We start from the raw sequence: 25902 nt of genomic DNA on the forward strand, positions 1-25902 counted from the left end.
AAACGAGCCGGACGCTGCGCGCCCGGAAACCGATCTCATTGCTGCGGCGCCAGCGCGGCGAGCAGCGTTTTCGCATGCCTTCCTGCCTCGGGCGAGCGTTGGCAGATCAGCGCCGCCAGCGCCGCAGGGGAGGAATGCGCCGCCAGATCCTGCGCCGTCAGCCCCGCTGCCAGATACTTGTTGAGCACCGTCAGCAGCGCGTTCACCCCGGCATCCGGCAAGGCTAACCGGCGGATATCGTCGTGGTCGCGCAAGCCGGCCTCGGGGGCCACCCGCGCCAGCAGCCGATGCAGCACCCAGCGCACCGGCACCTGCTGCGCCAGCGCGTCGGGCGTGCATTGCGCCAGCAGCTGCGACAGCGGGCGATCGAATGCCCCCGCTTGCCGTGCGGCCAGGTGCAGCAGCGCCCGGTAACAGGCCAGCAGACGTGGCAGTACCTGCTCGGGAAACGCGTCCAGCCGCACGTCCCAGTTGATCAGAATGCCGTCGTCGACGTGGGCGACCTGCGCATCCAGCGCCACCTGTGGTCCCTGAGAGATAACCCAGCCGAGACGGCCGAAGGTGTCGGTGACCCGTTCGGAAAACAGTGTCTTGCCGCGGATGCCGAAACCGGCGGTAAACACCACCGGCGAAGGCTGCAGGCAGCCGTGCAGGCGCGACAGATCGCGCATCACGTTAACGCCGGGGTAATCCGCATGCTCGATCAGCTCCGCCAGCTGCGTCATCAGGCGCCGGCAGAAGGCGCTCAGATTTTCCGTTGGGTTCAGTTCCACGCCGAGCAGCACCAGGTTAGAGAAATCGCCGATGAGGCGATGCGCGTCCTCCCGTTCGCTTTCGCGGTGGAACAGCGGCACGTTGAGCCGAAAGCGCGTCATGTTCCAACCCTGGCCGACGGCCAGGGCGAACAGCGCTAAAAACAGCGTCGAGAGCGAGGTGTGGTGCCGTTTGGCGACGTTCTCCAGTGCGCGGCTTTCTTCTGCATCCAACTGTATGGCCAGGCGATCGCTGCGGCAGCGGTCCGGCGTGCGCAGCAGGCGCGGCGCCGGTGGCACCCGCGCCAGGCGTTCACGCCACCAGCGCTGGCCGCGTTCGCGACGCCGGCGCAGCGCATCGTCGGCGTCGCGTTGTTCGAGGTGATCGAAGTAGGCAGGCGGCGCGTCATCGGAGGGCGCCGGTGGGCACTGGTGATAAAACGCCGTCAGATCTTCCATCAACAGACGAAAGCTCATGGCATCGCCGGCGATCATGTCGAGATCGACATGCAGGCGGCTACGTCCTTCCGGCAACAGGCTCAGGCTGATATCGCAGGGTACGCCCTGGTCCAGCGGCAGCATCTGGGTGCTTTTTGCCTGGCGTTTGGCGGCAAGCGCGCCAGCCAGCGTCGCTGTATCGGCGTGTCGCCAGTCGTCGAGATGCAAGGAGTGCCGAGGGCCGGGGGGCGCGATCGTCTGCCGGCCATCGTCGGTAATGCGCAGACGTAACAGCGGATGACGCAGGTACAGCGCATCGACGGCCTGGCGCAGTCGAGCGATGTCCAGCTCGCCGCCGTCGAATTCCGCATACAGGTGGGCGGCCATGCCGCCGAGGGGAGGAGCGGACTGCCGGCCTACCCAATAGGCGGCCTGCATCGTGGTCAAAGCTTTCATCGGGTATCCATTTTGATTCAGCCAACGAGACTGCAAGAATATATCCAAATGTTAATAGGAATGAAAATTATTATTATTTGATCCATTTGGCACGAAGGTGCTATCTATAAGGGGTTTTAGCCGTGGACGGCGCATATGGTGTCGGGTTTGAATAATTTATTTATATTATTCTTTGCATTGCAACGATTGTTTGTTATTTCAGCGCTTGTTTTACCCGCGAAAGCATAAGGCCTTCTGTCTGTTGTCGCGGTTTGCCTCACATCTTTGTTGATAATGATTTGCATTAAAAAATGCAAAATATTATCATTCTTAACATTATTTTACGTTTTTATACAAGCCGCCGGCCGCTCCGCCGGCGGCTTGGCCGTGGACGGGGCTGCGCTCGTCCGGCCGCGCAAGGCATGGGTTTACCGCAGGGATAAGCAACAGAAAGGTCGGGAAGGCCGTAGCGTCATGGTCTGTGTGAGTGTCGATGTAGGTTGTGTAAAAAAAATCAAATTTTGTGCACCTCTGGGATGAAAGGAGAAGACATCTATGGGCAAGCATTTTGCGGCTCAACGGCATGAAAGCGTAGGAAACGGGGAAAAAGCGGGGTTGAAAGCCATTGGGGCGTTTTCCTCCGTATTTTTAGGGGTTTGTTCACTGGCGATCGGTAACGTCAACGCGGCGGAAACCAAGAGCAACGAAACCTACCAGGACGCGGAAACGCTGCTGGTCACCGGTGAGAAGATCAAACGTTCCATTTTCGACACCGGCTCCAGCGTGCAGGTGTTTGACAGCAACCGCATCGCCTCGATGCCCGACGCAGTGCAGATCCCCGATCTGCTGCGCATGACCCCCAACGTGGTGGATCTGGGCATCGGCAACGAACTGCCGACCGTGCGCGGCATCGATGGCTCCGGCCCGAACGTCGGCGCCAACGCCTTCCTCAGCGGCACCCGTCCGCGCCTCAATCTGTCGTTGGACGGCCGTTCGCTGACCTATAACGAACAGGCGTTCGGCCCGCAGTCGCTGTGGGATCTGGATCGCGTCGAAGTGTTCCTCGGCCCGCAAAGCTACATTCAGGGGCGCAACGCCATCGCCGGCGCCATCGTCATGGCCAGTAAAGATCCGACCTTCGAATGGGAAAGCGCCTTCAAGGGCGGGGCCGGCAACCAGCACTCTTCACAGCTGGCGGCGATGGCGTCCGGCCCGCTGGTGGAAGATCAGCTGGCGTTTCGCGTCAGCGTCGATCGCCAGCGCCGCCGCAGCGAGGCCGATCTGCCGGCCTATGCGCCAGTGGGTGACCCGCGTGAAGTGGAGGCCACCACCGCCCGTGCCAAGTTGTTGTTCAACCCGGCCGGTTTGCGCGATCTGACCACCAAGCTGACCTTTAACCACTTCGGCAGCACCGCGCCCCAGAACGAAAGCCTCAATCCGCAACCGCATCCGACTAACCCGCGCTATGAGTCGCGCCGGCCGGTGTTCAAAAGCAACATGAACAGCACCATCTGGGACCTGGCCTGGGAGGCCTCCGATGCGCTGACGTTGGAAAACCGCGTTATCTACACTGATTTCAATATCAACCGTCCAACCGCTTACAACATCCAATACGCCGAGATCGACGGCCAGGAAGTGCATGTGGAACCGGTGGTGCGCTTCGGCGGCGCGGACAGCCGTCTGCACGGGCTGGCGGGGCTGCGTTACTTCCACGGCACGCAGGATGAGTTCGTCAACATCTTCGGCGGATCGACCTTCAAAGATAAAACCGATACCCATTCGGCGTTCGCCGAGCTGACCTATGCGCTGACGCCACAGGTGGACGTGACCGCTGCCAGCCGTCTGGAGCGCGAGCACCGTCGCCGCGACGGCGGCAGCCAGGCGGTGCGCATCGACTTCGATGAAACCTACACTGTGTTCCTGCCAAAGCTGGACGTGGCCTGGAAACCGACGGATACCCAAACCTACGGCGCCAAAATCGCGCGCGGCTATAACGCCGGCGGTGGCGGCATCACGATCGGCACGCCGGTGGTCAGCTACACCTACGGCTCCGAGTATGTATGGAACTACGAGCTGTACACCCGCCATCACCTGAAAGACGCTAACGTGGTGCTGACCGCTAACGTCTTCTACAACGATTACAAAGATATGCAGCTGCCGTATTCGTTGGGTGAGAGCTCCAGCGTGATCCGCAACGCCGACAAGGTGGAAACCTATGGCGCGGAAATCGGCGCTACCTGGCAGCCGCGCTGGGACTTCGAGCTGTTCGGCAACCTCGGCCTGCTGAAAACCGACATCAAGAAATTTTCGGGCAGCGGCGTGGAAGGGCACGAGCTGGCGCGCGCGCCGGCTTACACCACCAACGTGGGCGCAAAGTACCAGTTCCTTAAAGGGTGGGAGCTGAGCAGCAACGTGGCGTTTACCGACTCCTACTATTCGCAATACGACAACGACTCACGCGGACGCATCGGCTCTTATTGGACGGCCAATGCTCAGCTGGCCTACACCTTCTCCTACGGCCGCGCCACGCTGTATGCGAAAAACCTGTTTGATTCCGACCGCCGCGAAATGATCAGAAGCAACGACATCTACACGGCAACGATCCAGCCAGGCCGCTTGGTCGGCGCAGCAGTTGAGCTGAATTTCTAACGCTATCGCGATGACGGGGGACGAATGTCCCCCCCTTTTTATGCGCTATCCCGGCACGGCCGGGCAAAGGAGATAACGCAGTGATCGGTGATTTTGACAGCATTCTGAGCGATGAAGAGGCCCAGCGGCTGGAGAGCGCCTTTCAGGCGCTGGGCGCGGCGTCGGCGGACGGCGAACGGCCGGTAAGCGAAGCCGAAGAGCGGGCGTGGTTCGCCCATCTGCAACAGGGTGATGCGCGCGGGCAGCGGGCGCTGGCCTGGCGCCTGGCGGGAGAGGTGGATATCGCCCGGCTGACGGCGGCGCTGCAGGCGCTGGTGCGTGAAACGTCGGGCGTGAACGTGCGCTACGTTTTTGATGACGAAAACGGCCTGGTGAAACGTGCCGCCGGCTCGGCGCCGTTGCCGGTGAGCCTTCGTCAGGTGGCGGACGAACAACACGCCATGGGTTGCCTGCTGCAGGCGCAGGCGGCGCCGTTTGAACTGGAAAGCGAAGCGCCGCTGCGCTGCCTGCTGTTGCTCACGCCGGGCGATGACGTGATTTTGGGCGTGGTCTTGCATGACATCCTGGCGGAGACGCTGCCGTGGCGCCAACTGCCGGCGATGCTGTCCGCTTGCTATAACGAGGATGCGATGCCTCTGCCTTTCGCGGCGGAGCCGGTGGAGCTGCCGGAAATCCTGGAGCCGCAGCTGCCGTGGGTGCGTCAGGCAATCTCGCTGCAGGATTACCGCAGCCCGGCGCAGCGCACTGAAACCTTGCCGCCGGTGGGTTCGCGCGTGGTCACGCACATTGCTCGTTCGCTGTTGCCCGCCAATGACACGCCGTGGGCCTTGTTGGTGGCGGTGGCGGCGCGATTTGCCGAGTTTGTCGCCGCGCAGGCCGGCGGGCAAGCGGTGCAGCTGTGTGTGCCGGCAGCGGATACGGCGGAGTTCGTCGGTCTGGAGCTGGGTCTGACGGCGGCGGCGCTGATGCGCCTGACAGTACGCCACGGCGACGGCGATGCCGATGCCGATCAACGGCTGTTGGCGCAGACCGTGGCTGAACAGCCGGATCCGCAGCGGCCGCAGCTGCTGGTGACCTGGCGCGACGATCTGGCCGCAGAGTGGCGGTTGGAAGGCGTTCGCGCCGAACGCCTGTTGCTGCCGCCGCTGCATACGCCGTTTGAACTGGCGCTGCTGCTGGGCTTGCCGGAGGCAGAAACGCTGACGCTGGAGCTGGTCACCGACCCGCGCCTGTCTCCCCATGTGGCGCCTTTCCTGCTGGAGCAGTTCAGCGCGTTTCTGGCCGGGCAACGGATTGCCGTCGCATTGCCGGCGGCTGAGGCCGCTTCCCCGGCGATGACCGCGCCGGCGACGAACGGCGACGCGAACGAAAGCGTTGCACCGCTGATTTTGCAGGAGTTCCGTGAGGCGCTGGTGGCGCCGGAAATGACCCTGGATGAAGACTTCTTCGATCGCGGCGGTCATTCGCTGGTCGCCACTCGGGTGATCGGCCGTTTGCTGAGCCTGCATCAGATCGAAATCAACATTAACGATCTATTCAGCCATCCGACGGCGCGCAGGCTGGCGGAGTATGCCAAACGCCTGAACGTCGCGCAGCCGAATGCCGCGGTGGCCACCGCCGACGACCATGATCGCGCGCAGGCGCCGTTGTCGCTGGCGCAGGAATCGCTGTGGAAGGTGTATGAAGCCTTTGGCCATGATGAGATTTTCAATCTGCCGTTCTCTCTGCGCTTCTTCGATGCGGTGGATGAAACGGCGCTGCGTCAGGCGTTTATCGACGTCATGACTCGCCATACCGTGCTGCGTTCACGCTTCGTCGAGCAGCAGGGCGAGGTGGTGCAGGTGGTGGTGCCGGCCGCCGAACTTACGGATTACTCGTGGTTCCGCTTCTCCCACGAGACGCCGGCGGGCAACGCCGCCGCCCTGTTGGCCGACGCCGGCCAGCACCGGTTCGATCTGGCCGCCGAGCTGCCGCTGCGCGTCACGCTGCTGCGCGATGCGGACAACGGCCAGCAGCTGCTGTCGCTGCTGTTCCATCATGTGGTGCTGGATGAATGGTCGCTCAACCTGATGATGGATGAGCTGGGCGTCGCCTATCGCCATCGCGTCGTCGGCCAGGCGCCGAAGTGGAGCGGGCAACCGCCGCAGTTCCACACTTTCGCCCGGCAGCAGCGGGCCTCCGGGGTGCAGCAGCAACATCTGGATTACTGGCTCGACGCGCTGCGCGGCGCGCCGGTCGGCCAGCCGATCTTCCGGCAAGAGCCATCCACCCACCCGGCGGTGCCGGCACCGGCGGACGTCAACGGCGGCTGGCTGGAGTTCGAGGTCGATCCTGCCGTGGCGGAAGGCTTGTATCAGCTCGCCCGCCGCAACAACGCTTCGCTGTTCAACGTGGTGTATGCGGGGATTACCTCGGCGCTGCGCCTGCTCGGCGGTCCGGCGGATCTGCTGGTGGGTACCTCGACCTCCGGCCGTAACGATGCCGAGTTCTTCGATACCGTCGGCTACTTCACCACCGTGGTGGTGCACCGCGTGCGCTTCGAGGAGGGGCTGACGGTGGCCGGGTTGGTCAGCCAGGTGAAAAACACCATCAACGGTTCGCTGCCGTACACCGACATTCCGATCGATCTGGTGGAAGAAGGGTTGTTCGGCGTAGACGCCGACCGCAAGAACCACATGTTCGAAGTGTTCATCCAAATCCACAGCCGCATCAAGCTGAACGGCGAGTTCCGACTGCAGGACGGCAGCGCGATCGCCTACCGCCAGGTGGAGCCGGAAAAAGCCGAGTCGCTGCTCGGCCTGCAGTTTGAGGTGATGGAAGACGATCTGGCCGGGGCGAAATCCCTGCGGGTGATGATGACCTACCGCCAGGATCACTACAGCCGGGAACAGGCCAATCTGATCGCCGACGGCGTTCAGCACGTCTTTACCCAGTTTGCGCAGCACATCGCTGGCGATATCGCTCTGGCGGCACTGCCGCCCGGGCCGCAGGCATGACGTTGTTTCACTCTAACCGAAAGCATGATTTTCAAGGAGATAAAAGGATGTCTGGAACCCTAGCAACCCCGCGCGCGTTACTGTCGCTGCTGGTGGCGGCCTCTCTGGTGGTCGCTGGCGCCGCACAGGCGGACGATGCCGGCATCAAACCGCAGGACATCAAGCGCCAGGCGCTGTCGTCGGCGGTGGTGGAGATGGCCTACAGCACCTCGCAACAGGCGCTGTTCGTCAGCGCGCCGGACTGGAAGGAAGAGGCGCGCTCCCGCGTGCTGCGGCTGGACCCCAACACCCTGGCGATCAAGGCGGAGATCCCGCTGCAGGTGAAAGGCTTCGGCGTGGCGCTGAACGATGCGGGCAATCGCCTGTACCTGACGCAGGCTTTCAACGGCGAAGTCGGGGTGGTGGACACCACCACCAACCACGCGCTGGGCAGCATCAAGCTGCTGGACAAAGCGGTGCTGGAGCAGGCTTACAAGCAAGCGGGCATCAGCGGCAAGCGTCTGGATTTCCTGTTGGCGGAGCTGAAGAAGTTTAAAATCACCGAGGACTATCTGTACCGCCTCCGCGAGATCAAATATGACGCGCAAAGCGGACGCCTGTTCCTGCCGGGTCTGGGCTTCGGCGTCGACAGCGTGCTGTACGTGGTCGATACCAAGGCCGGCAAGCTGGAGAAAGTGATCCCGGGCTTCGGCTACAATGCGGTGGGCATCACGCTGGATGAGAAGGGCCGCCGGGTGTTCGTCTCCAACATGCAGGGGCAGGTGATCACCCTGAACGCCGACACGCTGGCGATCACCGCCACGCACGAGGTGCAGGCCGATCAGCTGCTGAACCTGGTGTATGACCCGGCGAGCAATCGCCTGCTGGGCGTCGATCAGGGCATCGATCGCGACGACTACCGCAACCATCATCTGGGGCATGACTACGTGAAGCGCAGCAGCGGCCACCGGGTGTTTGCGCTGGATGCGGACAGCGGCAAGGTGCTGGCCAGCGAGCTGACGGATGAGGTGCCGATCGGCCTGCTGCTCGACGAGCGCAGCCAGCGGCTGTATGTCGCCAACCGCAAAGGCGTGCGTGTGGATCATGGCGCCGGCACGCTGACGGTGTTCGACGCCAAGACGCTCAAGCGCCTGCAAACCGTCGACCTGCCGCCGCACCCTAACAGCCTGGCGTTGGATCCGAAAGGCGACGCGCTGTTCGTGACGGTGAAAAACGACGGCGCTTCCACCAAGGCCGGCAAGCCGGAAAGCGTGGTACGCATTCAGCTGCACACCAACTAACTGAATATAAATATAAAAAAGGGCGCCTCGGCGCCCTTTGTCGTTGGGTCATGTCATCAGAAGTGGGTGTTGATGCTCATGTAGTAGGTACGGCCCGGTTCGTTGTAGGTGGCCGCGCCCGCGCCGGCGATGTTGATCGCGCCGGTAATCGGGTCGCCCACGTTCTGCGCGTTACCGGCGCGGAACTGGCGTTTGTCGAACAGGTTGTCGATGCCGGCGGTGACGCTGACGTTTTTGGTCAGGTCATAGGTCGCGCTGGCGCCGACGACGGCATAAGGGCTGACCTCGCGGGTTTCGCCGCCGGTGGCCGGTTTACCCTGGTAGTTGTACTTCTTCGGCTTCTGACGGCCGTACCAGGTGAGGGTGGACTGCATCGACAGATCCTGCGTAGCCTGCCAGCTGAGGGTCGAGTTGACGGTGAACTTCGGGATCACCGACAGGTAATCGCCGGTGGTCTTGTTCTTGTTCTCGATCATGTAGGTGGCGTTGTTGCTCCAGGTGACGGTCTCGCTGACCGGCACGTTCAACGAGCCTTCCAGCCCCTGCACCACCGCTTTCGGTACGTTCTCCCACTGATAGACCGCAGTGCCGGTGCTGCTGGTGGCGATGCGCGAGTTGCCCGCCTCAATCTTGTTGTGGTAATCGTTGCGGAAGTAGGTCATGCCGGCCAGCCAGCCGTCGTTATGGAACTCCAGTCCGATCTCTTTGTTGACGCTGGTTTCCGCCTTCAAGTCATCGTTACCGAGCAAGTAGCAGCCGTTTCTGACGTCGCTGCCCGCACACCCTTGGCCTTTGCTGTACAGCAGGTAGTTGCCGTTGGTCTGGTATAGGGTCGGCGCTTTGTAGGAACGCGCGATGCCCATCTTCAGCGTGAAGTAATCCCCCAGTTCCTGCGACAGATTCAGCGCCGGGCTCCAGTTGTTGCCGGATTCTGAATGCAGATCGTAGCGCAGGCCCGGCGTCAGCATGGTGGTGTCGGTCAGCTCGATGTTGTCTTCGGCGAACAGCGAGAAGATATGCGCGGAAGCGTAAGGGTTGCGCGTGCCGGTGCCCATGCCAGGAATAGTGCCGCCCATCAGCGTTTGGCTGGTGGACGTGCCGTCTTTCATCCGTTGTTGGGTCCACTCGGTACCCAGCGTGGCGGTCTGTGAAACGCCCAGTTCGAACGGCACGCTGACTTCGCTGTGCGCCAGGAAGTCGTCCAGCTTGGTGGTGCCGAAGCCGGTGTTTTTGGTGTCGAAGATGCCTTCGGTGCCGCCGGCCAGGCCTTCGTTCAGGCGGGTGTTGCGGGTGCGCTCGAACTGCACGTAGTTGTTGGTGCTCACGCCGTTGTCCCAGGCGCCGCGGTGGGTCAGGCCGAAGGTTTCACGGTAGATGCGGTTGGTCTCTTTGCCGTAGTTGCTCTGCACCAGGGCATTGGTGTTGGTGTTCTGGGTATCGCCGGAATACAGGTTGCCCTGACGGCCGTAGGCATACTCGAACTCCAATGACTGCAGATGGGCGAAGTCCCAGTGCAGCAAGGCGTCGATGTTTTTATCGACCACCCCTTCGCGCCCGGCGGGCAGGCTGTTGGCATAGGCGCCTACGCGTTCGGATTTATGCGATTCGTTAATGTCCCAGGCGTCGGCCTGCGTTTTGCTGTAGCCGCCGAACAGGCGGAAACTCAGAGTGTCGCTCAGCGGGCCGGACAGACTGAAGTCGGTGCGCTTGGTGGCGCCTTCCTGCTTGTGCTGCGGCACGTTGAAGTAGCCGTTCAGCGAGCCGTGCAGCGCATCGCCGGCCTTCTTGGTAATGATGTTGACCACGCCGCCCGCAGCGCCGTTGCCATAGCGCGCCGCCGCCGGGCCGCGCAGCACTTCGATGCGCTCAATCATTTCCGGCGGCACCCAGGCGGTATCGCCGCGCGAGTCACGCTCGCCGCGCCAGCCCTGACGCACCGAGTTGCGGCTGGAGGCTGGTTTGCCGTCGATCAGAATCAGGGTATTTTCCGGGCCCATGCCGCGGATATCGATCTGGCGGTTGTTGCCGCGCTGGCCGCTGGTGGAGTTGCCGGTCAGGTTAACCCCGGGCATGGTGCGGATCAGTTCGCTGATGTCGCGCGCCGGCGGGCGTTTTTTGATCTCGTCGGCGGTGATGGTGGACACCCCTGGCGCCTGCAGGTTCTGCCGGGCGGCGGTCACGACGATGGTGTCTTCGCCGCGCGGCTTTTTATCCGCTGTGCCGCTGTTTTCTTCCGTAGTGGTGGTGTCGGTTTGCTGCGCGGCGTTGGCGAACGCGGACGCGCCCAATCCCAAGCCGATAAGAGTGGCTAAAGAATAACGTGATAGCTTGCTTTTCATCTGAGTGTCCTACCTTGCTGCCATCCCTCGCCGAACGGGGGGAAGGGCGGTTGTAGTTTTTGTGTAGTCGGAAATAGAAAATCGGCTGCGGCAAGGGATGCCATTGATGTATCCCCGATCCCTGTCCGTTGCGCGCAATACCAGCACGATCTCCAAGCCTTACACACTATTGCAAATGCAAATTATTATCAATAGTATTTGGTATACAGTGCGTTCGGGCGGTGGCCGGCGATAGGGAAAAGTCGACGTTCCCGGTGCCGCCAACTACAAAATGGGTAGGCGTTGTGAATACAGAACTACAGTCAGAAAGCAGCAGATTATTGGCCAGCAGCAATGCGGGCAGTCCAGGGTGGTGGTTGACGGTGGCACGACGCGGTACGCCATGGGTAGAACCGGCGGGTAACGGCCGGTGGCGAACCACTTTTTTCTGGCGCGATCCTCAGGGATGTGAATTGACCTCCGCCTACCGTCGCGTGTGGATCAACATCAACTGCCTGACCGACCATCATCAGCCGAACCCGCCGCAAAGCCTGCAGCGTTTGGCCGGTACCGATGTGTGGTACTGGCAGACCGAGCTGAACGGCGCCTGGCGCGGCAGCTACTGCTTTATTCCCTGCTTTGACGAGCGGCCGCCGGCGTTCAGCGGTGACGATGCGCACGCCAACATGCACAACCTGCGTCACTGGTGGCACCAGGTGTTCGCCAGCGCCACCCCCGATCTGCTCAACCCGTATCGCTCTTGGCAAAGCGCCAGCGGCCACAGCGTATCCGGCCTGCACATGCCGGATGCGCCGCCGCAGCCGGTATGGCGCTCGTTTGACGAGTATGAGATCGCCAGCGGGCGCTGCACGCCGCCGCTGCCGGCGCGTTTGCAGCGCCATACCTGGCAGAGCGAGCGCCTGGGCAACAGCCGCGACGTCTGGATCTACACCACCGGTGACAGCAAGCCGGCCGAGCGCCCGTTGGCTATCCTGCTCGACGGCCAGTTCTGGGCAAAGCAGATGCCGGTCTGGGAGCCGCTGATGCAGCTGACCCGCGAGGGGGCGTTGCCGGAAGCGGTGTATGTGCTGATCGACATCATCGATCTGCCGCACCGGGCGCGAGAATTAACCTGCAAGGACGATTTCTGGCTGGCGGTGCAGGAAGAACTGATGCCGCAGCTGGCCGACTGGGCGCCGCACAGCGACAAACCGGCCGATACGGTGGTGGCGGGGCAAAGCTTTGGCGGCCTGGCCTCCCTGTATGCCGGGTTGCGCTGGCCTCAGCGCTTCGGTGCGGTGATCACCCAGTCCGGTTCCTACTGGTGGCCGAGGCGCGACATGCTGCAGCTGCCGAGCATTCCCGACGACGCCTGCTGGTTGATGCAGCAGATGGAACGGCATGGCCTGGGCGACCACGGCGCGCTGAAGGTATTTATGGAAGCCGGTTCGCAGGAAAAGCTGGTGCATCGGGTCAGCGGCGAAATGGCGGCGCGCCTGAGCGACGCCGGCCATCGGGTGCACTACCGGGTGGTGGAAGGCGGGCACGATGCGCTGTGTTGGCGCAGCGGCCTGACCGACGGGCTGCAGGCGGTCTGGGCCACTGCTTTCTCCACCGCTTATCCGGCATCGGCGACGCCAACGGCACGAGGAACACATGATGGAAAGCCTGAATCCGTTCGATGATCAACAGCAGCGCAGCCTGGTGCTGCGCAACGTACAACAACAATACAGTTTGTGGCCGGATTTTCGCGCCATTCCGTCCGAGTGGACGATCGTCTTCGGCCCGGCGACGCGCAGCGCGTGCACCGATTGGCTGGAGCAACATTGGCAAGACATTCTGCCGGTTGCAGCAAGCAAGGCGTGACCGGCGCCAGGTAATCACGGGAGCAATAAGCAGTGTCACACACCCCTAACTCTCTCAGCGGTTCGGCGCCTGCGGGCGAATGGCCGTTGGTCGCGGCGCAACCCGGCATCTGGGTCGCCGATCAAATTTCCCCGCATCGCAATGCCTACGCGGTGGCCCACGCCATCGAACTCAACGGCCCTATTGCCGTGGAGCCTCTGCTGCAGGCCATTACTCAGGGCCTGGGCGAGGTGGACATGCTGCGCCTGCGTTTTGCGGAACGCGACGGCGTGCCGGTGCAATGGCGGGATGACTCGCTGGCGTTGCACGAACCGGAACTTGTCGATCTGACGACGTCGCCGGATCCCGAAGCTGCCGCGCGTGCGCTGATGGATATCGATCTGGCGAGCGATCTGCGCGCCGGCAGCGGCGCGCCGCTGTATCGCCATGTGGTGATGCGCTTGGCGGACGATCGCTGGTTTTGGTATCAACGCTATCACCATCTGCTGGTGGACGGTTTCAGCTTCACTGCCATTGCTCGCCGCGTGGCGGCGATTTACACCCATCTTTGCCGCGGCGACGCGCTGGAACCGACGCCTTTCACGGCGTTCAGCGACGTGGTGGCGGAATACCAGGCTTACCGGGAGGCGCCGGCCTGGCAACGCGACGCCGATTTTTGGCTCGACAAAGCGCGGCAGCTGCCGCCGCCGGCCACCCTTTGCCCGCAACCGCTGGCCGGGCAAACCCCCACGCCGCGCATCCACCGGCTGGAACAGCGCTGCGATCCGCAGGCCTTCGCCGAACTGGTGCAGTGCGGCGCGCAGCAGAAGCTGAACGCCGCCGATATGGCGGTGGCGCTGGTGGCGCTGTGGGTATCGCGCCTGAGCGGCCAACCGAGCTTCAGCGCCGGTTTTATCTTCATGCGCCGTACCGGATCGGCTGCCCTGTGCGCCGCCGGCCCGGTGATCAACGTGTTGCCGATGGAGATGCATCTTGAGCCGCAGGCCACGCTGTATGAGGCCGCCGCCCGGATCAGCCGCGAGCTGAAAACGGTGCGCCGCCATCAGCGCTACGATGCCGAACAGGTGCAGCGCGATCTGGGGCGTATCGGCGACGGTGAACCGCTGTACGGCACGGTCTTCAACTTCAAAATGTTCGATTACCAGCTGGATTTCGCCGGTATCGAAGGCATTACTCACGATCTGGCCTCAGGGCCGGTACGCGATCTGGAAATTGCGCTGTTTATCGACGAACACCATCAGCTGAAGGTTGAGCTGTTGGCCAACGCCGAGCGATACAGCCGCCAGGAACTGCAAGCGCACCTGCAGCGGTTGCCGCTGCTGCTGGCGCAGTTCGCCGCGCAGGCAACGTTGCCGATCGGCGAAGCCGATATGCTGACCGCCGACGATCACGCGTTGCTGGCGCGGGTCAACGACACGGCGCACCCGGTGCCGGCGACCACGCTGAGCCAGTTGCTGGCGCAGCAGGCGCAAAACACGCCGGACGCCCCGGCGCTGGCGGATGCGCATTTCAATTTCACCTACCGCCAAACGCGCGAGCAGGTCACGGCGCTGGCGCGCGAGCTGGTTGCGCAGGGCGTGCGGCCGGGCGACATCGTGGCGGTGGCGCTGCCGCGTTCGGTGTTCCTGTCGCTGGCGTTGATGGCGATCGTCGAAGCGGGCGCCGCCTATCTGCCGCTGGACACCGGTTATCCGGACGAGCGGCTGGCGATGATGCTGGAAGACGCCGCGCCCCGGCTGGTCATCACCAACCCGGCGCAGCAGGCGCGTTTCGCCGACAAGGGTGAAATCTTGCTGTATGACGCGCCGCTGGCGGCCGATCACGCCGCCGGGGTGGCGATCGCGGGCCCGACGCCGGACCATGCGGCCTATATCATCTTTACCTCCGGCTCCACCGGGCGCCCGAAAGGCGTGCTGGTCGGCCATCAGGCGATCGTCAACCGCTTGCTGTGGATGCAGCACCAGTATCCGCTGGGGGCGGACGACGCGGTGCTGCAGAAAACGCCGTGCAGTTTCGACGTCTCGGTGTGGGAATTTTTCTGGCCGCTGATGGTTGGCGCCCGGCTGGTAATGGCGCCGCCGGAGGCGCATCGCGATCCGCAGCAGCTGCAACAGCTGATCGCGCAACATCGGATTACCACGCTGCACTTCGTGCCGTCGATGCTGGCGGCTTTCGTGGCCGCTCTGGACGACGACGCGGCGGTGGCGAGCTGCGCCGCGCTGCGCCAGGTGTTCTGCAGCGGCGAAGCGCTGCCGGCGGAGCTGTGCCGCCTGTGGCAAAGCCGCACGGCGGTGCCGCTGCACAACCTCTACGGCCCGACCGAAGCGGCGGTGGACGTGACCTGGCATCCGGCCTACGGCGACGCGCTGGCGAAAGTGACCGGCGCCAACGTGCCGATCGGGCTGCCGGTATGGAATACCGGGCTGCGCATTCTTGACGCGCGCCTGCGGCCGGTACCGCCGGGCGTGGCGGGCGATCTGTATCTGACCGGCGTGCAGCTGGCGCACGGCTACCTTGGCCGGCCGGATCTGACCGCCAGCCGCTTTGTCGCCGATCCGTTCGGCGAGGGCGGGCGCATGTACCGCACCGGCGACGTGGCGCGCTGGCTGCCGGACGGCGCGGTGGAATATTTGGGCCGCAGCGACGATCAGCTGAAGATCCGCGGGCAGCGGATCGAGCTGAGCGAAATCGACCATGCCTTGCTGTCGCTGCCGGGCGTGCGCCAGGCGGTGACGCACGCGCTGGTGCTGCAGGGCACGCCGGTGGACGCCGGCGGCGATGCGCGCCAACTGGTGGGCTATCTGGTGATGCAGCCTGGCGCGAACTGGGATGCGCAAGCCCTGCGCGCGGCGTTGGCCGACCGTCTGCCGCCGCACATGGTGCCGGTGGCGCTGGTGGAAATGAGCGATTTGCCGCTGAGCGCCAACGGCAAGCTGGATCGCAAGGCCTTGCCGCAACCGCAGGGCAGTGAGCGCAAGGCCGGAAGGCCGCCGCAGGCCGGGCTGGAAAGCGAGATCGCGGCGGTGTTCGCCCGCTTGCTACAGCGCGAGCAGGTGTTCGCCGACGACGATTTCTTTGCGCTCGGCGGCCATTCGCTGCTGGCGATGCGTCTGGCTGCGGAGCTGCGTCGCGATCTGGGCAAGGCGGTGTCCGTCGGCCAGGTGATGGTGGCGTCGCGCGTTGAACAGCTGGCCGCCTTGCTGGCGGAAGATCGCACGCAGGAAGAGGCCGATCGCAGCGGATTCGACAGCGTATTGCCGCTGCGCGTCACCGAGGGGCCGACGCTGTTCTGCCTGCACCCGGCGTCCGGTTTCTCCTGGCAGTTCAGCGTATTGCCGCGCTATCTCGATCAGCACTGGTCGCTGGTCGGTATCCAGTCGCCGCGGCCGGACGGCCCCCTGGCGCTGAGCGAAGACATGGATCAGGTGGTGGATGCCCACCTGCAGACGGTGTTGCAGGTACAGCCGCACGGGCCGTACCACTTCATCGGTTACTCGCTGGGCGGCACGCTGGCGCAGGGCATCGCCGCGCGGCTGCAGGCGCGCGGCGAGCAGGTGGCGTTCCTCGGCCTGTTGGATACCTATCCGCCGGAGACCCAAAACTGGGACGTGATGCTGGACGACAACGTGTTGAAGGAAGTGCAGCGCGAGCGTGAGCAGTTCCTGGCGGTGTCGCAGGATACGCTCGATCCGGCGCTGGGCGAGACGCGTACCGCGATGTTCGACAACATCGAAGCCAACTACGCCGATTCGGTGAGGTTGCTGTCGCACACGCGCACCGCCCGCTTCCACGGCCAGGCGACGCTGTTCGTCGCCAAACGCACATTGCAGGAAGGAATGGACGTGCAGCAGACCTGGTCGCAGTACGTCGATGCGCTGCAGGCGCACGAGCTGGACTGCGCGCATGTCGATATCGTTTCGCCGGCGTCCTTCAAAGTGCTGGGGCCGCTGCTGAACCGGATCTTGCGCACGTTGTAATCGCGCTCGTCATCTCGCCGCCAGGCACGGGGATTACCCCGCGTGTGGCGGCGTTTCTTGCTGTTGCTCACAGTTGAATATCAATGAGTTTTATTATCATTATTGATTTCGCTATCTGTGCTAGCATAGCGCCCCGCAACTGCAGAATCCCCGTTTAACGATGTGGTGAACAACCGATGAGTAGCAAACCCTCCATCCTGCTTGATTTCAGCCTGCTGAAAACCAACCGGGCTTTCCGCGCGGTATTCTGTGCGCGCTTTATCTCCATTGTGGCGCTGGGGCTGATGGCGATCGCCATCCCGGTGCAGATCCAGGCGCTGACCGGTTCCACCCTGCAGGTCGGGCTGGCGGTGACGCTGGCCGGCGGCGGCATGTTCGCCGGGCTGCTGATGGGAGGGGTATTGGCCGATCGCTATGAGCGGCGCCGGCTGATCCTGTTCGCGCGTTCCACCTGTGGCGTCGGTTTCGTCGGCCTGTGCCTCAACGCCCTGTTGCCGTCGCCTTCGCTGGCGGCCATTTATCTGCTGGCGGTGTGGGACGGCTTCTTCGGCGCGGTGGGGGTGACGGCGCTACTGGCGGCCACGCCGGCGCTGGTGGGCCGCGAAAACATCGTGCAGGCGGGTGCCATCAGCATGCTGACGGTGCGCTTCGGCTCGATTCTTTCCCCGGCGATCGGCGGCCTGGTGATCGCCCATATGGGCATCGCCTGGAACTACGGCCTGGCGGCGTTCGGTACTCTGCTGACGCTGCTGCCTCTGCTGAGCCTGCCGCAGCTGATGCCGCCGCCGCAGCCGCGTGAACACCCACTGCGCGCGCTGGCGGGCGGCTTCGCCTTCCTGTTCCAGAACAAGGTGATCGGCATGGTGGCGCTGATCGGCGCGCTGCTGACCATGGCCAGCGCGGTGCGCGTGCTGTATCCGGCGATGGCGGCAAGCTGGCACATCGACGCTGCCCACCTCGGTTATATGTACGCCGCCGTGCCGCTCGGCGCGGCCATCGGTGCGTTCACCAGCGGGCGGGTGGCGCACGTGGCGCGCCCCGGCTGGGTGATGCTGCTGACGGCGATCGCGGCGTTCGCCGCCATCGGCCTGTTCGGCCTGATGCCGTGGTATAGCCTGGCGTTGCTGTGCCTGGTGGCGTTCGGCTACCTGAGCGCGCTGAACTCGCTGCTGCAATACGGCCTGATCCAGAGCCTGACGCCGGACAACTTCCTCGGCCGCATCAACGGCCTGTGGACGGCGCAGAACGTGGTGGGCGATGCGCTGGGCGCGCTGCTGCTGGGGGCGATGGGTGCCTTCATGCTGCCGGCGATGAGCGCCAGCGGTTTCGGCTTCGGCGCGGCGGTGCTCGGCATCCTGTTGCTGTTCGCCATGACCGGTTTGCGCCAGGTGACGCTGCACAAACCGGAGCCGCAGCCCGCCACAGAAAAGTAGTCGAATGCGTTAAGACAACGCTGTGGGATCAAATAAAAGGCTGCGTCCCACCCTTGCACGTGAGCGCCGCTGGCGGTCATTTGGGCGCGCAGCAAGGCGCGAGTCGTGAGGTTTGGTGGGCCAAATAAGCGACTTGCAACACCGATGCGCGTCCAAATGGCCCCAGCCCTTCGGGTCGCGCCCCAAAAGCCCGTACTCCGCGTTGTCGGGCTTGAACATAGGCCCGCTATGCCCTGCACCCTCCGCCTTGATTACGGGCTTTTGGGTCTGCGACGGCGCCACGGTCAAGGGGGGGGCGCAGCCTGGCTTATCATCGGCATGCGTAAAACCCACAGCGTTTATGTCATGATTTCGAAATGAAAGAAGTGTTTACGTTTATTGACATGGCAAATATCGGCGAGTAATTTAGCGCGGAATTAACTCAAATGATAATCATTATTATATTGGTTATCACTTCAAAATATGAGGGCGAAGCGATGGATACTGCCGTGAACGACATCAATCGAAAGGAAATGCAGGAGCGCGAAGAACATCGGTTCGCCGCTGATTTTTCTCCGGCGTCGGGCTTCTTCTTTACCTCTCCTTTCCGCAGCTTGACCACCACCGGGTGTTTCAGCCGCATTCGCCTGCCGGCCGCAGACGGCGCCGACCTGAACGGCGAGTTCCAGCGCAGCGTACGGCAGGCGTTTGCCGAGGCCCGTCAGGCCGGAATTAAAAAACCGCTGCTGTGCGGCGCCATTCCGTTCGATACCCGGCAGCCTTCGGCGCTGTTTATTCCACAGCAGAGCCGTTGGTTCGATCGAGCCGCCTTTATGGCCGGCGTTCGGCCGGCGGCGAACGGCCCTGAACTGGCCGGCGTGACGGAGCTGCCGCCGCAGCAGCCGTTTATGAACATGGTCAGCGACGCTGTCAACGCGATGAAGGCCGGTGAGCTGGATAAAGTGGTGCTGTCGCGCCTGCTGGAGATTGAAACGCGCCAGCCGGTGGATCGCCATGCGCTGATGGCGCGCGTGATTGCCCAGAACCCGCACGGTTTCCATTTCCATGTGCCGCTGGAGCAGGGCGCGCTGTTGGGCGCCAGCCCGGAGCTGCTGCTGCGCCAGGACGGCGGCCGTTTCTATTCCAACCCGCTGGCCGGTTCCGCCCGGCGCGAGGCCGACCCGCAGCGCGATCGCGAAGTGGGGGAGCGGCTGATGGCCTCGGCGAAAGATCGCCACGAGCATCGCATCGTCACTGAAAGCATGCGTGACGTGCTGGCCGGCCGCTGCCGCTACCTGAACGTGCCGCAAACCCCTGAATTGTTGACCACCACGACGCTGTGGCATCTCTCCACGCCGATCGACGGTGAGGCGGCCTCTCCTGACGAGAACGCCCTGTCGCTGGCCTGCCTGCTGCATCCGACGCCGGCGCTGTGCGGCATGCCGACGGCCGAGGCGCACGCCCTGATCGGCAAGCTGGAGCCATTCGATCGCGGCCTGTTCGGCGGCATCGTCGGCTGGTGCGACGACGAAGGCAACGGCGAGTGGGTCGTCACCATCCGCTGCGGCACCGTTGACGGCAACCGGGTGCGGCTGTTCGCCGGCGCCGGCATCGTGGAAGACTCTTCACCCGAATCTGAATGGCATGAAACAGGCACCAAACTCAGCACCATTCTGCGTGCCTTTGGTATGAATCAAGGATAACGACAAGATGAGCATTGCCTTTACCCCCTGGCCGGCGGAGTTCGCCAGCCGCTATCGCGAGCGCGGCTACTGGACTGACAAGCCGCTGACCGAGATCCTCGACCGCCAGGCCAACAACGACGCCCCGGCGATTATCGATGCCCAGGGCAGCCTGACCTACCGCGAACTGCAGCAGCGCGCCGATCGTCTGGCGGCCGCTCTGCTGCGCCGCGGCGTAAAATCCGGCGATACCGCCTTGGTCCAACTGGGCAACGTGGCGGAGTTCTATATCGTGTTCTTCGCGCTGCTGAAAATTGGCGTGGCGCCGGTCAACGCGCTGTTCAGCCATCAGCGCAGCGAACTGAACGCCTATGCCGAGCAGATCAAACCGGCCTTGCTGATCGCCGATCGCCAGCACGGGCTGTTTGCCGACGATCAATTCCTGAACGCCTTCCGCGATGCGCATCCTTCGCTGCGGGTTGTGGCGCTGCGCAGCCAGCCCGAGGGCGAGCTGGCGCTGGCCGCCTGGCTGGACGAAGCCAGCGACGGTTTCGTCGCGCAGCCTTCCGCGGCCGATCAGGTGGCGTTCTTCCAGCTTTCCGGCGGCAGCACCGGTACGCCGAAGCTGATCCCGCGCACTCACAATGATTACTACTACAGCATTCGCCGCAGCGTGGAGATCTGCCGTTTCGACGCGCAGACCCGCTATCTGTGCGCGCTGCCGGTGGCGCACAACTACCCGATGAGTTCGCCGGGCGTGCTGGGCGTGTTTTATGGCGCCGGGCGGGTGGTGTTCGCCGCCGATCCGGACGCCGGGCAGTGCTTCCGCCTGATCGAACAGCACCAAATCAACGTGACGGCGCTGGTACCGCCGGCGGTCACGCTGTGGCTGCAGGCGATCGAAGAGTGGGGCGGCAATGCCCAGCTTGCCAGCCTGAAACTGCTGCAGGTGGGCGGCGCCAAGCTGGGCGAAACGCTGGCGGCGCGCATTCAGAACGAAATCGGCTGCCAACTGCAGCAGGTGTTCGGCATGGCGGAAGGGCTGGTGAACTACACCCGGCTGGACGACGACGAACGCCACATTCTGACGACGCAAGGGCGGCCGATGTCGCCGGATGACGAAGTGTGGGTGGCGGATGACGACGGCAATCCGTTGCCGGCGGGCGAGGTCGGGCGGTTGATGACGCGCGGGCCTTATACCTTCCGCGGTTACTACCAGAGCCCGGCGCACAACGCCGATGCCTTCGACGCCGACGGTTTCTACTGCTCCGGCGATCTGATCAGCATCAGCGAAGACGGCTACATCACCGTGCAGGGGCGGCAGAAAGATCAGATCAATCGCGGCGGAGAGAAGATCGCCGCCGAGGAGATCGAGAACCTGCTGCTGCGTCATCCGGACGTGATCAACGCCGCGCTGGTGTCGATGCCGGATGCGCTGATGGGGGAGAAGAGCTGCGCCTATATCATCGCCAACGTGCCGCTGAAGCCGGTAGTGCTGCGTCGCCACCTGCGCGAGCAGGGCGTGGCGGACTTCAAACTGCCGGATCGCTTTATTCAGGTGGACAGCCTGCCGCTGACCCCGGTTGGCAAAGTGGACAAAAAACGGCTGCGCCAGCAGCTCGACGCGCAACTACAGACTCAGGCTCAGGGAGATTAATCGATGGCCATTCCAAAACTTAATGATTACGCGCTGCCGACGGCGGACGAACTGCCGCAAAATAAAGTCACCTGGCAGGTAGAGCCGCAGCGCGCCGCGCTGCTGATCCACGATATGCAGCAGTATTTCCTCAATTTCTGGGGCGAAGACAGCGCGCTGATTAAACAGGTGGTGGAGAACATCGCCAACCTGCGCCGCTACTGCAAACAGCAGGGCATTCCGGTGTTCTATACCGCGCAGCCGAACCAGCAGAGCGATGAAGATCGCGCGCTGTTGAACGACATGTGGGGGCCGGGCCTGAACAAACACCCCGAGCAGCAGGCGGTGACCGCCGCGCTGGCACCGGACGAAGACGACACGGTGCTGGTGAAATGGCGCTACAGCGCCTTCCACCGCTCGCCGCTGCAGGAGATCTTGCAGGAGTCCGGCCGCGATCAGCTGATCATCTGCGGCGTGTATGCGCACATCGGCTGTCTGACCACCGCCATCGACGCCTTCATGCGCAACATCCAGCCGTTTATGGTGGCCGACGGCCTGGCGGATTTCTCGCGCGACGAACATCTGATGGCGCTGCGCTATACCGCCGGCCGCTGCGGCCGGGTGGTGACCACCGCCTCTCTGCTGCCGGCGGCTGGCATCGCCAGCATCGATGCGCTGCGTCAGCAGATCCTGCCGCTGCTGGACGAAGACAGCGAAGACATGGGCAACGATGAGAACCTGATCGATTATGGTCTGGATTCGGTGCGCATCATGGAGCTGGCGACCCGCTGGCGCAAGATCCGCAGCGATATCGACTTTATCGCACTGGCGCGCAACCCGACCATCGACAGCTGGTGGGCGCTGCTTTCCGAAGAGAAAGCCTGATTTTTATAACGAGGAAAGGGCGGCCGCTCGGCCGCCCCGCTGGCTCTATAAGGAGATTTCGATGAATACTTTGATCACCAAGGGAAAACGTGCGGCATTTCCGCTGATGCTGCTGTCCACGCTGCTGTTCTCCAATACGCTGTTGGCGCAGACCGCGCCGGACGTGCTGCGCAAACCGGTCGGCAAGGGCGCTTATGAAATGGCCTACAGCCCGAGCGAGAACGCGCTCTACCTGGCGACGTCGCAGAGCCGCAAGCTGGACAAGGGCGGCATCGTTTACCGTCTGGATCCGACCACGCTGGACGTGACCCAAATTATCCATAACGACATCAAGCCGTTCGGCGCCACCGTCAACGCCAAGACCGGCACGCTGTTCTTCGGCAACACTGTCAATAACTCGGTGACCGCCATCGACGCCAAGACCGGCGACGTGAAAGGCCGCCTGGTGCTGGACGCGCGCAAGCGTTCCGAGACCGTCAAGCCGCTGGCGCCGCGCGAGCTGGTGGTGGATGCCGACAGTGATACCCTATACATCACCGGGCTGGGTGAATCCAGCGTAGTGTGGGTGGTGGACGGCAAGGATCTGACCCTGCGCGCCACCGTGACCGACACCGGTAAATACGGCACCGGCCTGGCGCTGGACACCGCCGCCAAGCGTCTGTACGTCACCAACGCCGACGGCGATCTGGTGACCATCGACACCCAATCCAACAAGGTGCTGTCGCGCAAGAAGCTGGATGAGTCCAAAGAGCACTTCTTCCTGAACATCAGCCTGGATACCGCTACCCATCGCGCGTTCATCACCGATTCCAAGCAGCCGCAGGTGCTGGTGGTGGATACCCGCAACGGCAACATCCTGAGTAAGATCGACGTGCCGGAATCGCTGGCGGTGCTGTTCAACCCGGCACGCAATGAAGTTTACGTCACCCACCGCCAGGCGGGCGAAGTGAGCGTAATCGACGCCAAGAGCTACAAGGTGCTGAACACCATCAAGACGCCGACCCACCCGAACAGCCTGGCGCTGTCGCCGGATGGCCAGACGCTGTACGTCAGCGTCAAGCAGGCTTCCAGCCGCGAGAAAGAAGCTATCGCGCCGGACGACGTGATCCGCGTAGCGCTGAAATAACCTCGCGTAAGGCAAACGCATATTGAACAGGCGCAGCGGCGACGCTCCGCCTGTTGTTTTTCGCCCCAGGATCTGCGGTATAAAGTGTGCATTGATCCGTTAACCTGAAGGAACGTGGGTTATGCCCGCCTCGCGCACCCCGCTGTTGTTGTTCGTTACCACCCTGCTGCTGCTGGCCGCGCTGATCCACAGCGGCATCCGCCCTTACGATCGCACCACCTGGCTGATGGAGGTGGCGCCGGTATTGATCGCCTTGCCGCTGCTGTGGCTGACCCATCGCCGTTATCCGCTGACGCCGCTGCTCTATACGCTGATTTTCTTCCATGCGCTGATCCTGATTTTCGGCGGCATGTACAGCTACGCCCGCGTGCCGCTGGGATTTGAGGTGCAGCAGTGGCTGGATCTTGGCCGCAATCCGTACGATAAACTGGGGCATTTCTTCCAGGGGCTGGTGCCGGCGCTGGTGGCGCGCGAGATCCTGCTGCGCGGCGGCTATGTGCAGGGCCGCAAGATGCTGGGCTTTGTGGTGTGCTGCATCGCGCTGGCCATCAGCGCCGTTTACGAGCTGATCGAATGGTGGGCGGCGCTGGCGCTGGGCCAGGGCGCCGATGAGTTTCTCGGCACCCAGGGCGACCCGTGGGACACCCAATCCGACATGTTCTGCGCGTTGCTCGGCGCGCTATGCGGTTTGCTGCTGTTCGCCGGTTGGCAAGACCGGCAAATTCGTCGTCTGCGCCGATAAATTTTGGTAACAAAGGCGTGGCTGGCGGGAGCTGCATTTAATCGCGTTTACCGCCGGTTCAGCGTATTTGTGCTATATCATGGGTTCGGAACGGCTGTTTGAATGCGAGACTGAGTTTGATCACTACCCCCCTATCCCGAAAAGAGTATGCAGTATGGATGTCGTTAACGATAGGGCTCAGCTTTGCGTGGCTAAATCTTTTGGATCTCTATAACAACGACACGTTGTTCTTTCAGAAGTTAACGATTTCCGTCATCAATAACACCTCGTTCGCCGACGTTATCGCCTCTTACCTGAGGCTGATTCTGTATCTTCCTTTCGGGCTGTTGGCGATCGTGCTGACGCTGTTGTTTTGCGCCCAGCGGCTATGCGATACCCGGCTCTTCGTGCTCGCCTGGCCTATTTCTCTGGCGGTCTTCTTGGTCTTTTGGTTTGTTAACGTCGCTTGCCCCGGGCATCTCAATCTGGTGTTGGCCGCTAAATCTTGCGTATTGGCAGTGATTGGGCTGGTTCCGCCGAGGAAACGAGAAAGCGAATAATCGAACGCAGTTCGATGGCGGGTTCGTACTCCAGAAAGCGACAAACCCGCCATAGGCGGGTTCTTCTGAATAGGGTGACCGGACTCGGACAACCGGCGCTGGCGCCGGGTTGAACAGCGCTTCAGCGCTGGCCCGCAGGGTGAGGCCTTTGGCCGAATAATCGAACGCAGTTCGATGGAGAGTCCGTACTCCAGAAAGCGAAAAACCCGCCATAGGCGGGTTATTCTGAATATGGTGCCCGGACTCGGAATCGAACCAAGGACACGGGGATTTTCAATCCCCTGCTCTACCGACTGAGCTATCCGGGCAACGCGCAGCATTAAACCGTATTGGCCGATAGCCGTCAACGGCTTTATGCGTGAAAGACGTTAAAATGCGTCCGGTTGCTGGCTTTTCAGGCAAAGGGCGCAAAAAATGCGCCTGCTGTGGCTATCACCTTGGGTTGGCGGCGCCGTAAGCGCAGCTCGTTTAGCTCAGCGCCCCGTTGCGGCGGCACTGTGCCACCTGCAAGATGTCTTCCGCCAGCCGTTTGGCGACCGATACGTCCTGGAGCTGGCGTTTTACCAGCAGTTTGCTCAGGCAGCCTTCCTGAACTAATTCCATTTGGTGCGCCACCATGTCGGCGTCGTCGGCGTCCATTTCGCGCAGCAGTTCGCGGGTCAGCTCCAGCGAGGTCAGCTTTTGCTGTTCCGCCAACTGGTGGATGGGGTGATCCGTTTCCGGGAAGAAGCTGCAGGCGGCGATAAACAGGCAGCCGGGATAGCGGTCTTGCTGCACGTATTCCGCCAGCACGTCATAGCGCGCCAGCAACTTTTGCTGCGGGCTCAGGTTTTCGTCCAGCAACAGCTGGCGGCGCCAGGTGTCGATCTGTTGGCCGTGGTAGCGCAGGCAGTCGTACAGCAGCGCTTCGCGATCCGGCCAGAACCGTTTGAGATCGCCAGGCTGAACGTCGAGTTTTTCCGCCAGCATCTCTAATGTGGCGGTCGCCAGGCCCTGTTGTTCCAACAGGCCCAGCGCGGTATCAAGGACGTGTTCACGTTGCACTTGTGCTTCCTCCCATTCGGTTCAGAACCTCAATGTTATTTATTATACCCGTCATCTTTCGAGCCGCAGCGTTGTTGGCTGCTCACCGTTATTCGGCCCCTCCATGGGCCTCACCCCTTGCGGGG

The 25902-nt window shown here is 62.8% G+C and carries 16 protein-coding genes and 1 tRNA gene; 13 read left to right on the forward strand and 4 right to left on the reverse strand.

Going from position 1 to position 25902, the window contains the following annotated elements; all coding sequences use genetic code 11:
• Positions 1-35: 35 nt before the first annotated feature.
• A complete protein-coding gene (locus tag EGY12_RS08780; RefSeq protein WP_123893167.1) occupies positions 36-1646 on the reverse strand; it encodes a condensation domain-containing protein in 1611 nt (536 codons plus the stop codon).
• 534 nt (positions 1647-2180) lie between these two features.
• Here EGY12_RS08780 and EGY12_RS08785 point away from each other — a divergent pair.
• The 3 genes from EGY12_RS08785 (at position 2181) to EGY12_RS08795 (ending at position 8550) form a co-directional block, all read left to right on the forward strand.
• A complete protein-coding gene (locus EGY12_RS08785; RefSeq protein ID WP_123893168.1) occupies positions 2181-4274 on the forward strand; it encodes a TonB-dependent receptor in 2094 nt (697 codons plus the stop codon).
• 80 nt (positions 4275-4354) lie between these two features.
• The gene (locus EGY12_RS08790) at positions 4355-7270 is read left to right on the forward strand and encodes a condensation domain-containing protein (protein ID WP_123893169.1); all 2916 of its coding nucleotides are present in this window, start codon (positions 4355-4357) and stop codon (positions 7268-7270) included.
• A 47-nt stretch (positions 7271-7317) separates the two neighbouring features.
• A complete protein-coding gene (locus EGY12_RS08795) occupies positions 7318-8550 on the forward strand; it encodes a YncE family protein (RefSeq protein ID WP_123893170.1) in 1233 nt (410 codons plus the stop codon).
• A gap of 56 nt (positions 8551-8606) precedes the next feature.
• Here the strand turns inward: EGY12_RS08795 and EGY12_RS08800 are convergent, their stop codons facing one another.
• Positions 8607-10889 (reverse strand): TonB-dependent siderophore receptor, encoded by a 2283-nt coding sequence (locus EGY12_RS08800; RefSeq protein WP_123893171.1) that lies wholly within the window; start codon positions 10887-10889, stop codon positions 8607-8609.
• 284 nt (positions 10890-11173) lie between these two features.
• On the opposite strand from EGY12_RS08800, the gene fes reads away from it, so the two are divergent.
• The 10 genes from fes to EGY12_RS08855 all read left to right on the forward strand — a co-directional run bounded on the left by fes (position 11174) and on the right by EGY12_RS08855 (position 24733).
• The gene (gene fes / locus EGY12_RS08805; protein ID WP_123893172.1) at positions 11174-12553 is read left to right on the forward strand and encodes an enterochelin esterase; all 1380 of its coding nucleotides are present in this window, start codon (positions 11174-11176) and stop codon (positions 12551-12553) included.
• Positions 12528-12734: an MbtH family protein gene (locus EGY12_RS08810; protein ID WP_123895575.1), complete on the forward strand. Its 207-nt coding sequence runs from the start codon at positions 12528-12530 to the stop codon at positions 12732-12734. Before fes ends, EGY12_RS08810 begins: the two co-directional genes overlap by 26 nt.
• Before the next feature lie 32 nt (positions 12735-12766).
• Positions 12767-16711, forward strand: a complete 3945-nt coding sequence (locus tag EGY12_RS08815; RefSeq protein WP_123893173.1) for an enterobactin synthase subunit F — start codon at positions 12767-12769, stop codon at positions 16709-16711.
• Positions 16712-16887: 176 nt separating this feature from the next.
• Positions 16888-18144: an enterobactin transporter EntS gene (gene entS, locus EGY12_RS08820; protein WP_038879317.1), complete on the forward strand. Its 1257-nt coding sequence runs from the start codon at positions 16888-16890 to the stop codon at positions 18142-18144.
• 476 nt (positions 18145-18620) lie between these two features.
• Positions 18621-19826, forward strand: coding sequence for an isochorismate synthase (locus EGY12_RS08830; protein ID WP_123893175.1), 1206 nt, complete (start codon positions 18621-18623; stop codon positions 19824-19826).
• A 7-nt stretch (positions 19827-19833) separates the two neighbouring features.
• Positions 19834-21462, forward strand: coding sequence for a (2,3-dihydroxybenzoyl)adenylate synthase (locus tag EGY12_RS08835; protein WP_123893176.1), 1629 nt, complete (start codon positions 19834-19836; stop codon positions 21460-21462).
• A gap of 3 nt (positions 21463-21465) precedes the next feature.
• Entirely contained in the window at positions 21466-22326 is an 861-nt protein-coding gene (locus EGY12_RS08840; protein ID WP_016929399.1) for an isochorismatase, read from the forward strand.
• Positions 22327-22432: 106 nt separating this feature from the next.
• Positions 22433-23452, forward strand: a complete 1020-nt coding sequence (locus tag EGY12_RS08845) for a YncE family protein (protein WP_371415429.1) — start codon at positions 22433-22435, stop codon at positions 23450-23452.
• 121 nt (positions 23453-23573) lie between these two features.
• A complete protein-coding gene (locus tag EGY12_RS08850) occupies positions 23574-24194 on the forward strand; it encodes a DUF2238 domain-containing protein (protein WP_123893178.1) in 621 nt (206 codons plus the stop codon).
• A 158-nt stretch (positions 24195-24352) separates the two neighbouring features.
• Positions 24353-24733: a hypothetical protein gene (locus EGY12_RS08855; protein WP_123893179.1), complete on the forward strand. Its 381-nt coding sequence runs from the start codon at positions 24353-24355 to the stop codon at positions 24731-24733.
• A gap of 232 nt (positions 24734-24965) precedes the next feature.
• Here EGY12_RS08855 and EGY12_RS08860 read toward each other — a convergent pair.
• Together EGY12_RS08860 and EGY12_RS08865 are read right to left on the reverse strand one after the other, a co-directional pair.
• A tRNA-Phe gene (locus EGY12_RS08860) sits at positions 24966-25041 on the reverse strand.
• Between the two features lie 160 nt (positions 25042-25201).
• The gene (locus EGY12_RS08865; protein WP_123893180.1) at positions 25202-25777 is read right to left on the reverse strand and encodes a transcriptional regulator; all 576 of its coding nucleotides are present in this window, start codon (positions 25775-25777) and stop codon (positions 25202-25204) included.
• Positions 25778-25902 lie beyond the last annotated feature (125 nt).

Origin of the sequence: Serratia sp. FDAARGOS_506, from assembly GCF_003812745.1 — a bacterium.
Classification (GTDB): Bacteria; Pseudomonadota; Gammaproteobacteria; order Enterobacterales; family Enterobacteriaceae; genus Serratia.

What these genes read in the sequence shown, in the direction of transcription:
- EGY12_RS08800 (WP_123893171.1), bottom strand. Translation starts at nt 10,889, where the DNA reads ATGAAAAGCAAGCTATCACGTTATTCTTTAGCCACTCTTATCGGCTTG.
- EGY12_RS08835 (WP_123893176.1), top strand. Translation starts at nt 19,834, where the DNA reads ATGAGCATTGCCTTTACCCCCTGGCCGGCGGAGTTCGCCAGCCGCTAT.
- EGY12_RS08845 (WP_371415429.1), top strand. Translation starts at nt 22,433, where the DNA reads ATGCTGCTGTCCACGCTGCTGTTCTCCAATACGCTGTTGGCGCAGACC.
- EGY12_RS08830 (WP_123893175.1), top strand. Translation starts at nt 18,621, where the DNA reads ATGGATACTGCCGTGAACGACATCAATCGAAAGGAAATGCAGGAGCGC.
- EGY12_RS08795 (WP_123893170.1), top strand. Translation starts at nt 7,318, where the DNA reads ATGTCTGGAACCCTAGCAACCCCGCGCGCGTTACTGTCGCTGCTGGTG.
- EGY12_RS08780 (WP_123893167.1), bottom strand. Translation starts at nt 1,646, where the DNA reads ATGAAAGCTTTGACCACGATGCAGGCCGCCTATTGGGTAGGCCGGCAG.
- EGY12_RS08850 (WP_123893178.1), top strand. Translation starts at nt 23,574, where the DNA reads ATGCCCGCCTCGCGCACCCCGCTGTTGTTGTTCGTTACCACCCTGCTG.
- EGY12_RS08840 (WP_016929399.1), top strand. Translation starts at nt 21,466, where the DNA reads ATGGCCATTCCAAAACTTAATGATTACGCGCTGCCGACGGCGGACGAA.
- EGY12_RS08810 (WP_123895575.1), top strand. Translation starts at nt 12,528, where the DNA reads ATGGAAAGCCTGAATCCGTTCGATGATCAACAGCAGCGCAGCCTGGTG.
- EGY12_RS08785 (WP_123893168.1), top strand. Translation starts at nt 2,181, where the DNA reads ATGGGCAAGCATTTTGCGGCTCAACGGCATGAAAGCGTAGGAAACGGG.
- entS (WP_038879317.1), top strand. Translation starts at nt 16,888, where the DNA reads ATGAGTAGCAAACCCTCCATCCTGCTTGATTTCAGCCTGCTGAAAACC.
- EGY12_RS08855 (WP_123893179.1), top strand. Translation starts at nt 24,353, where the DNA reads ATGTCGTTAACGATAGGGCTCAGCTTTGCGTGGCTAAATCTTTTGGAT.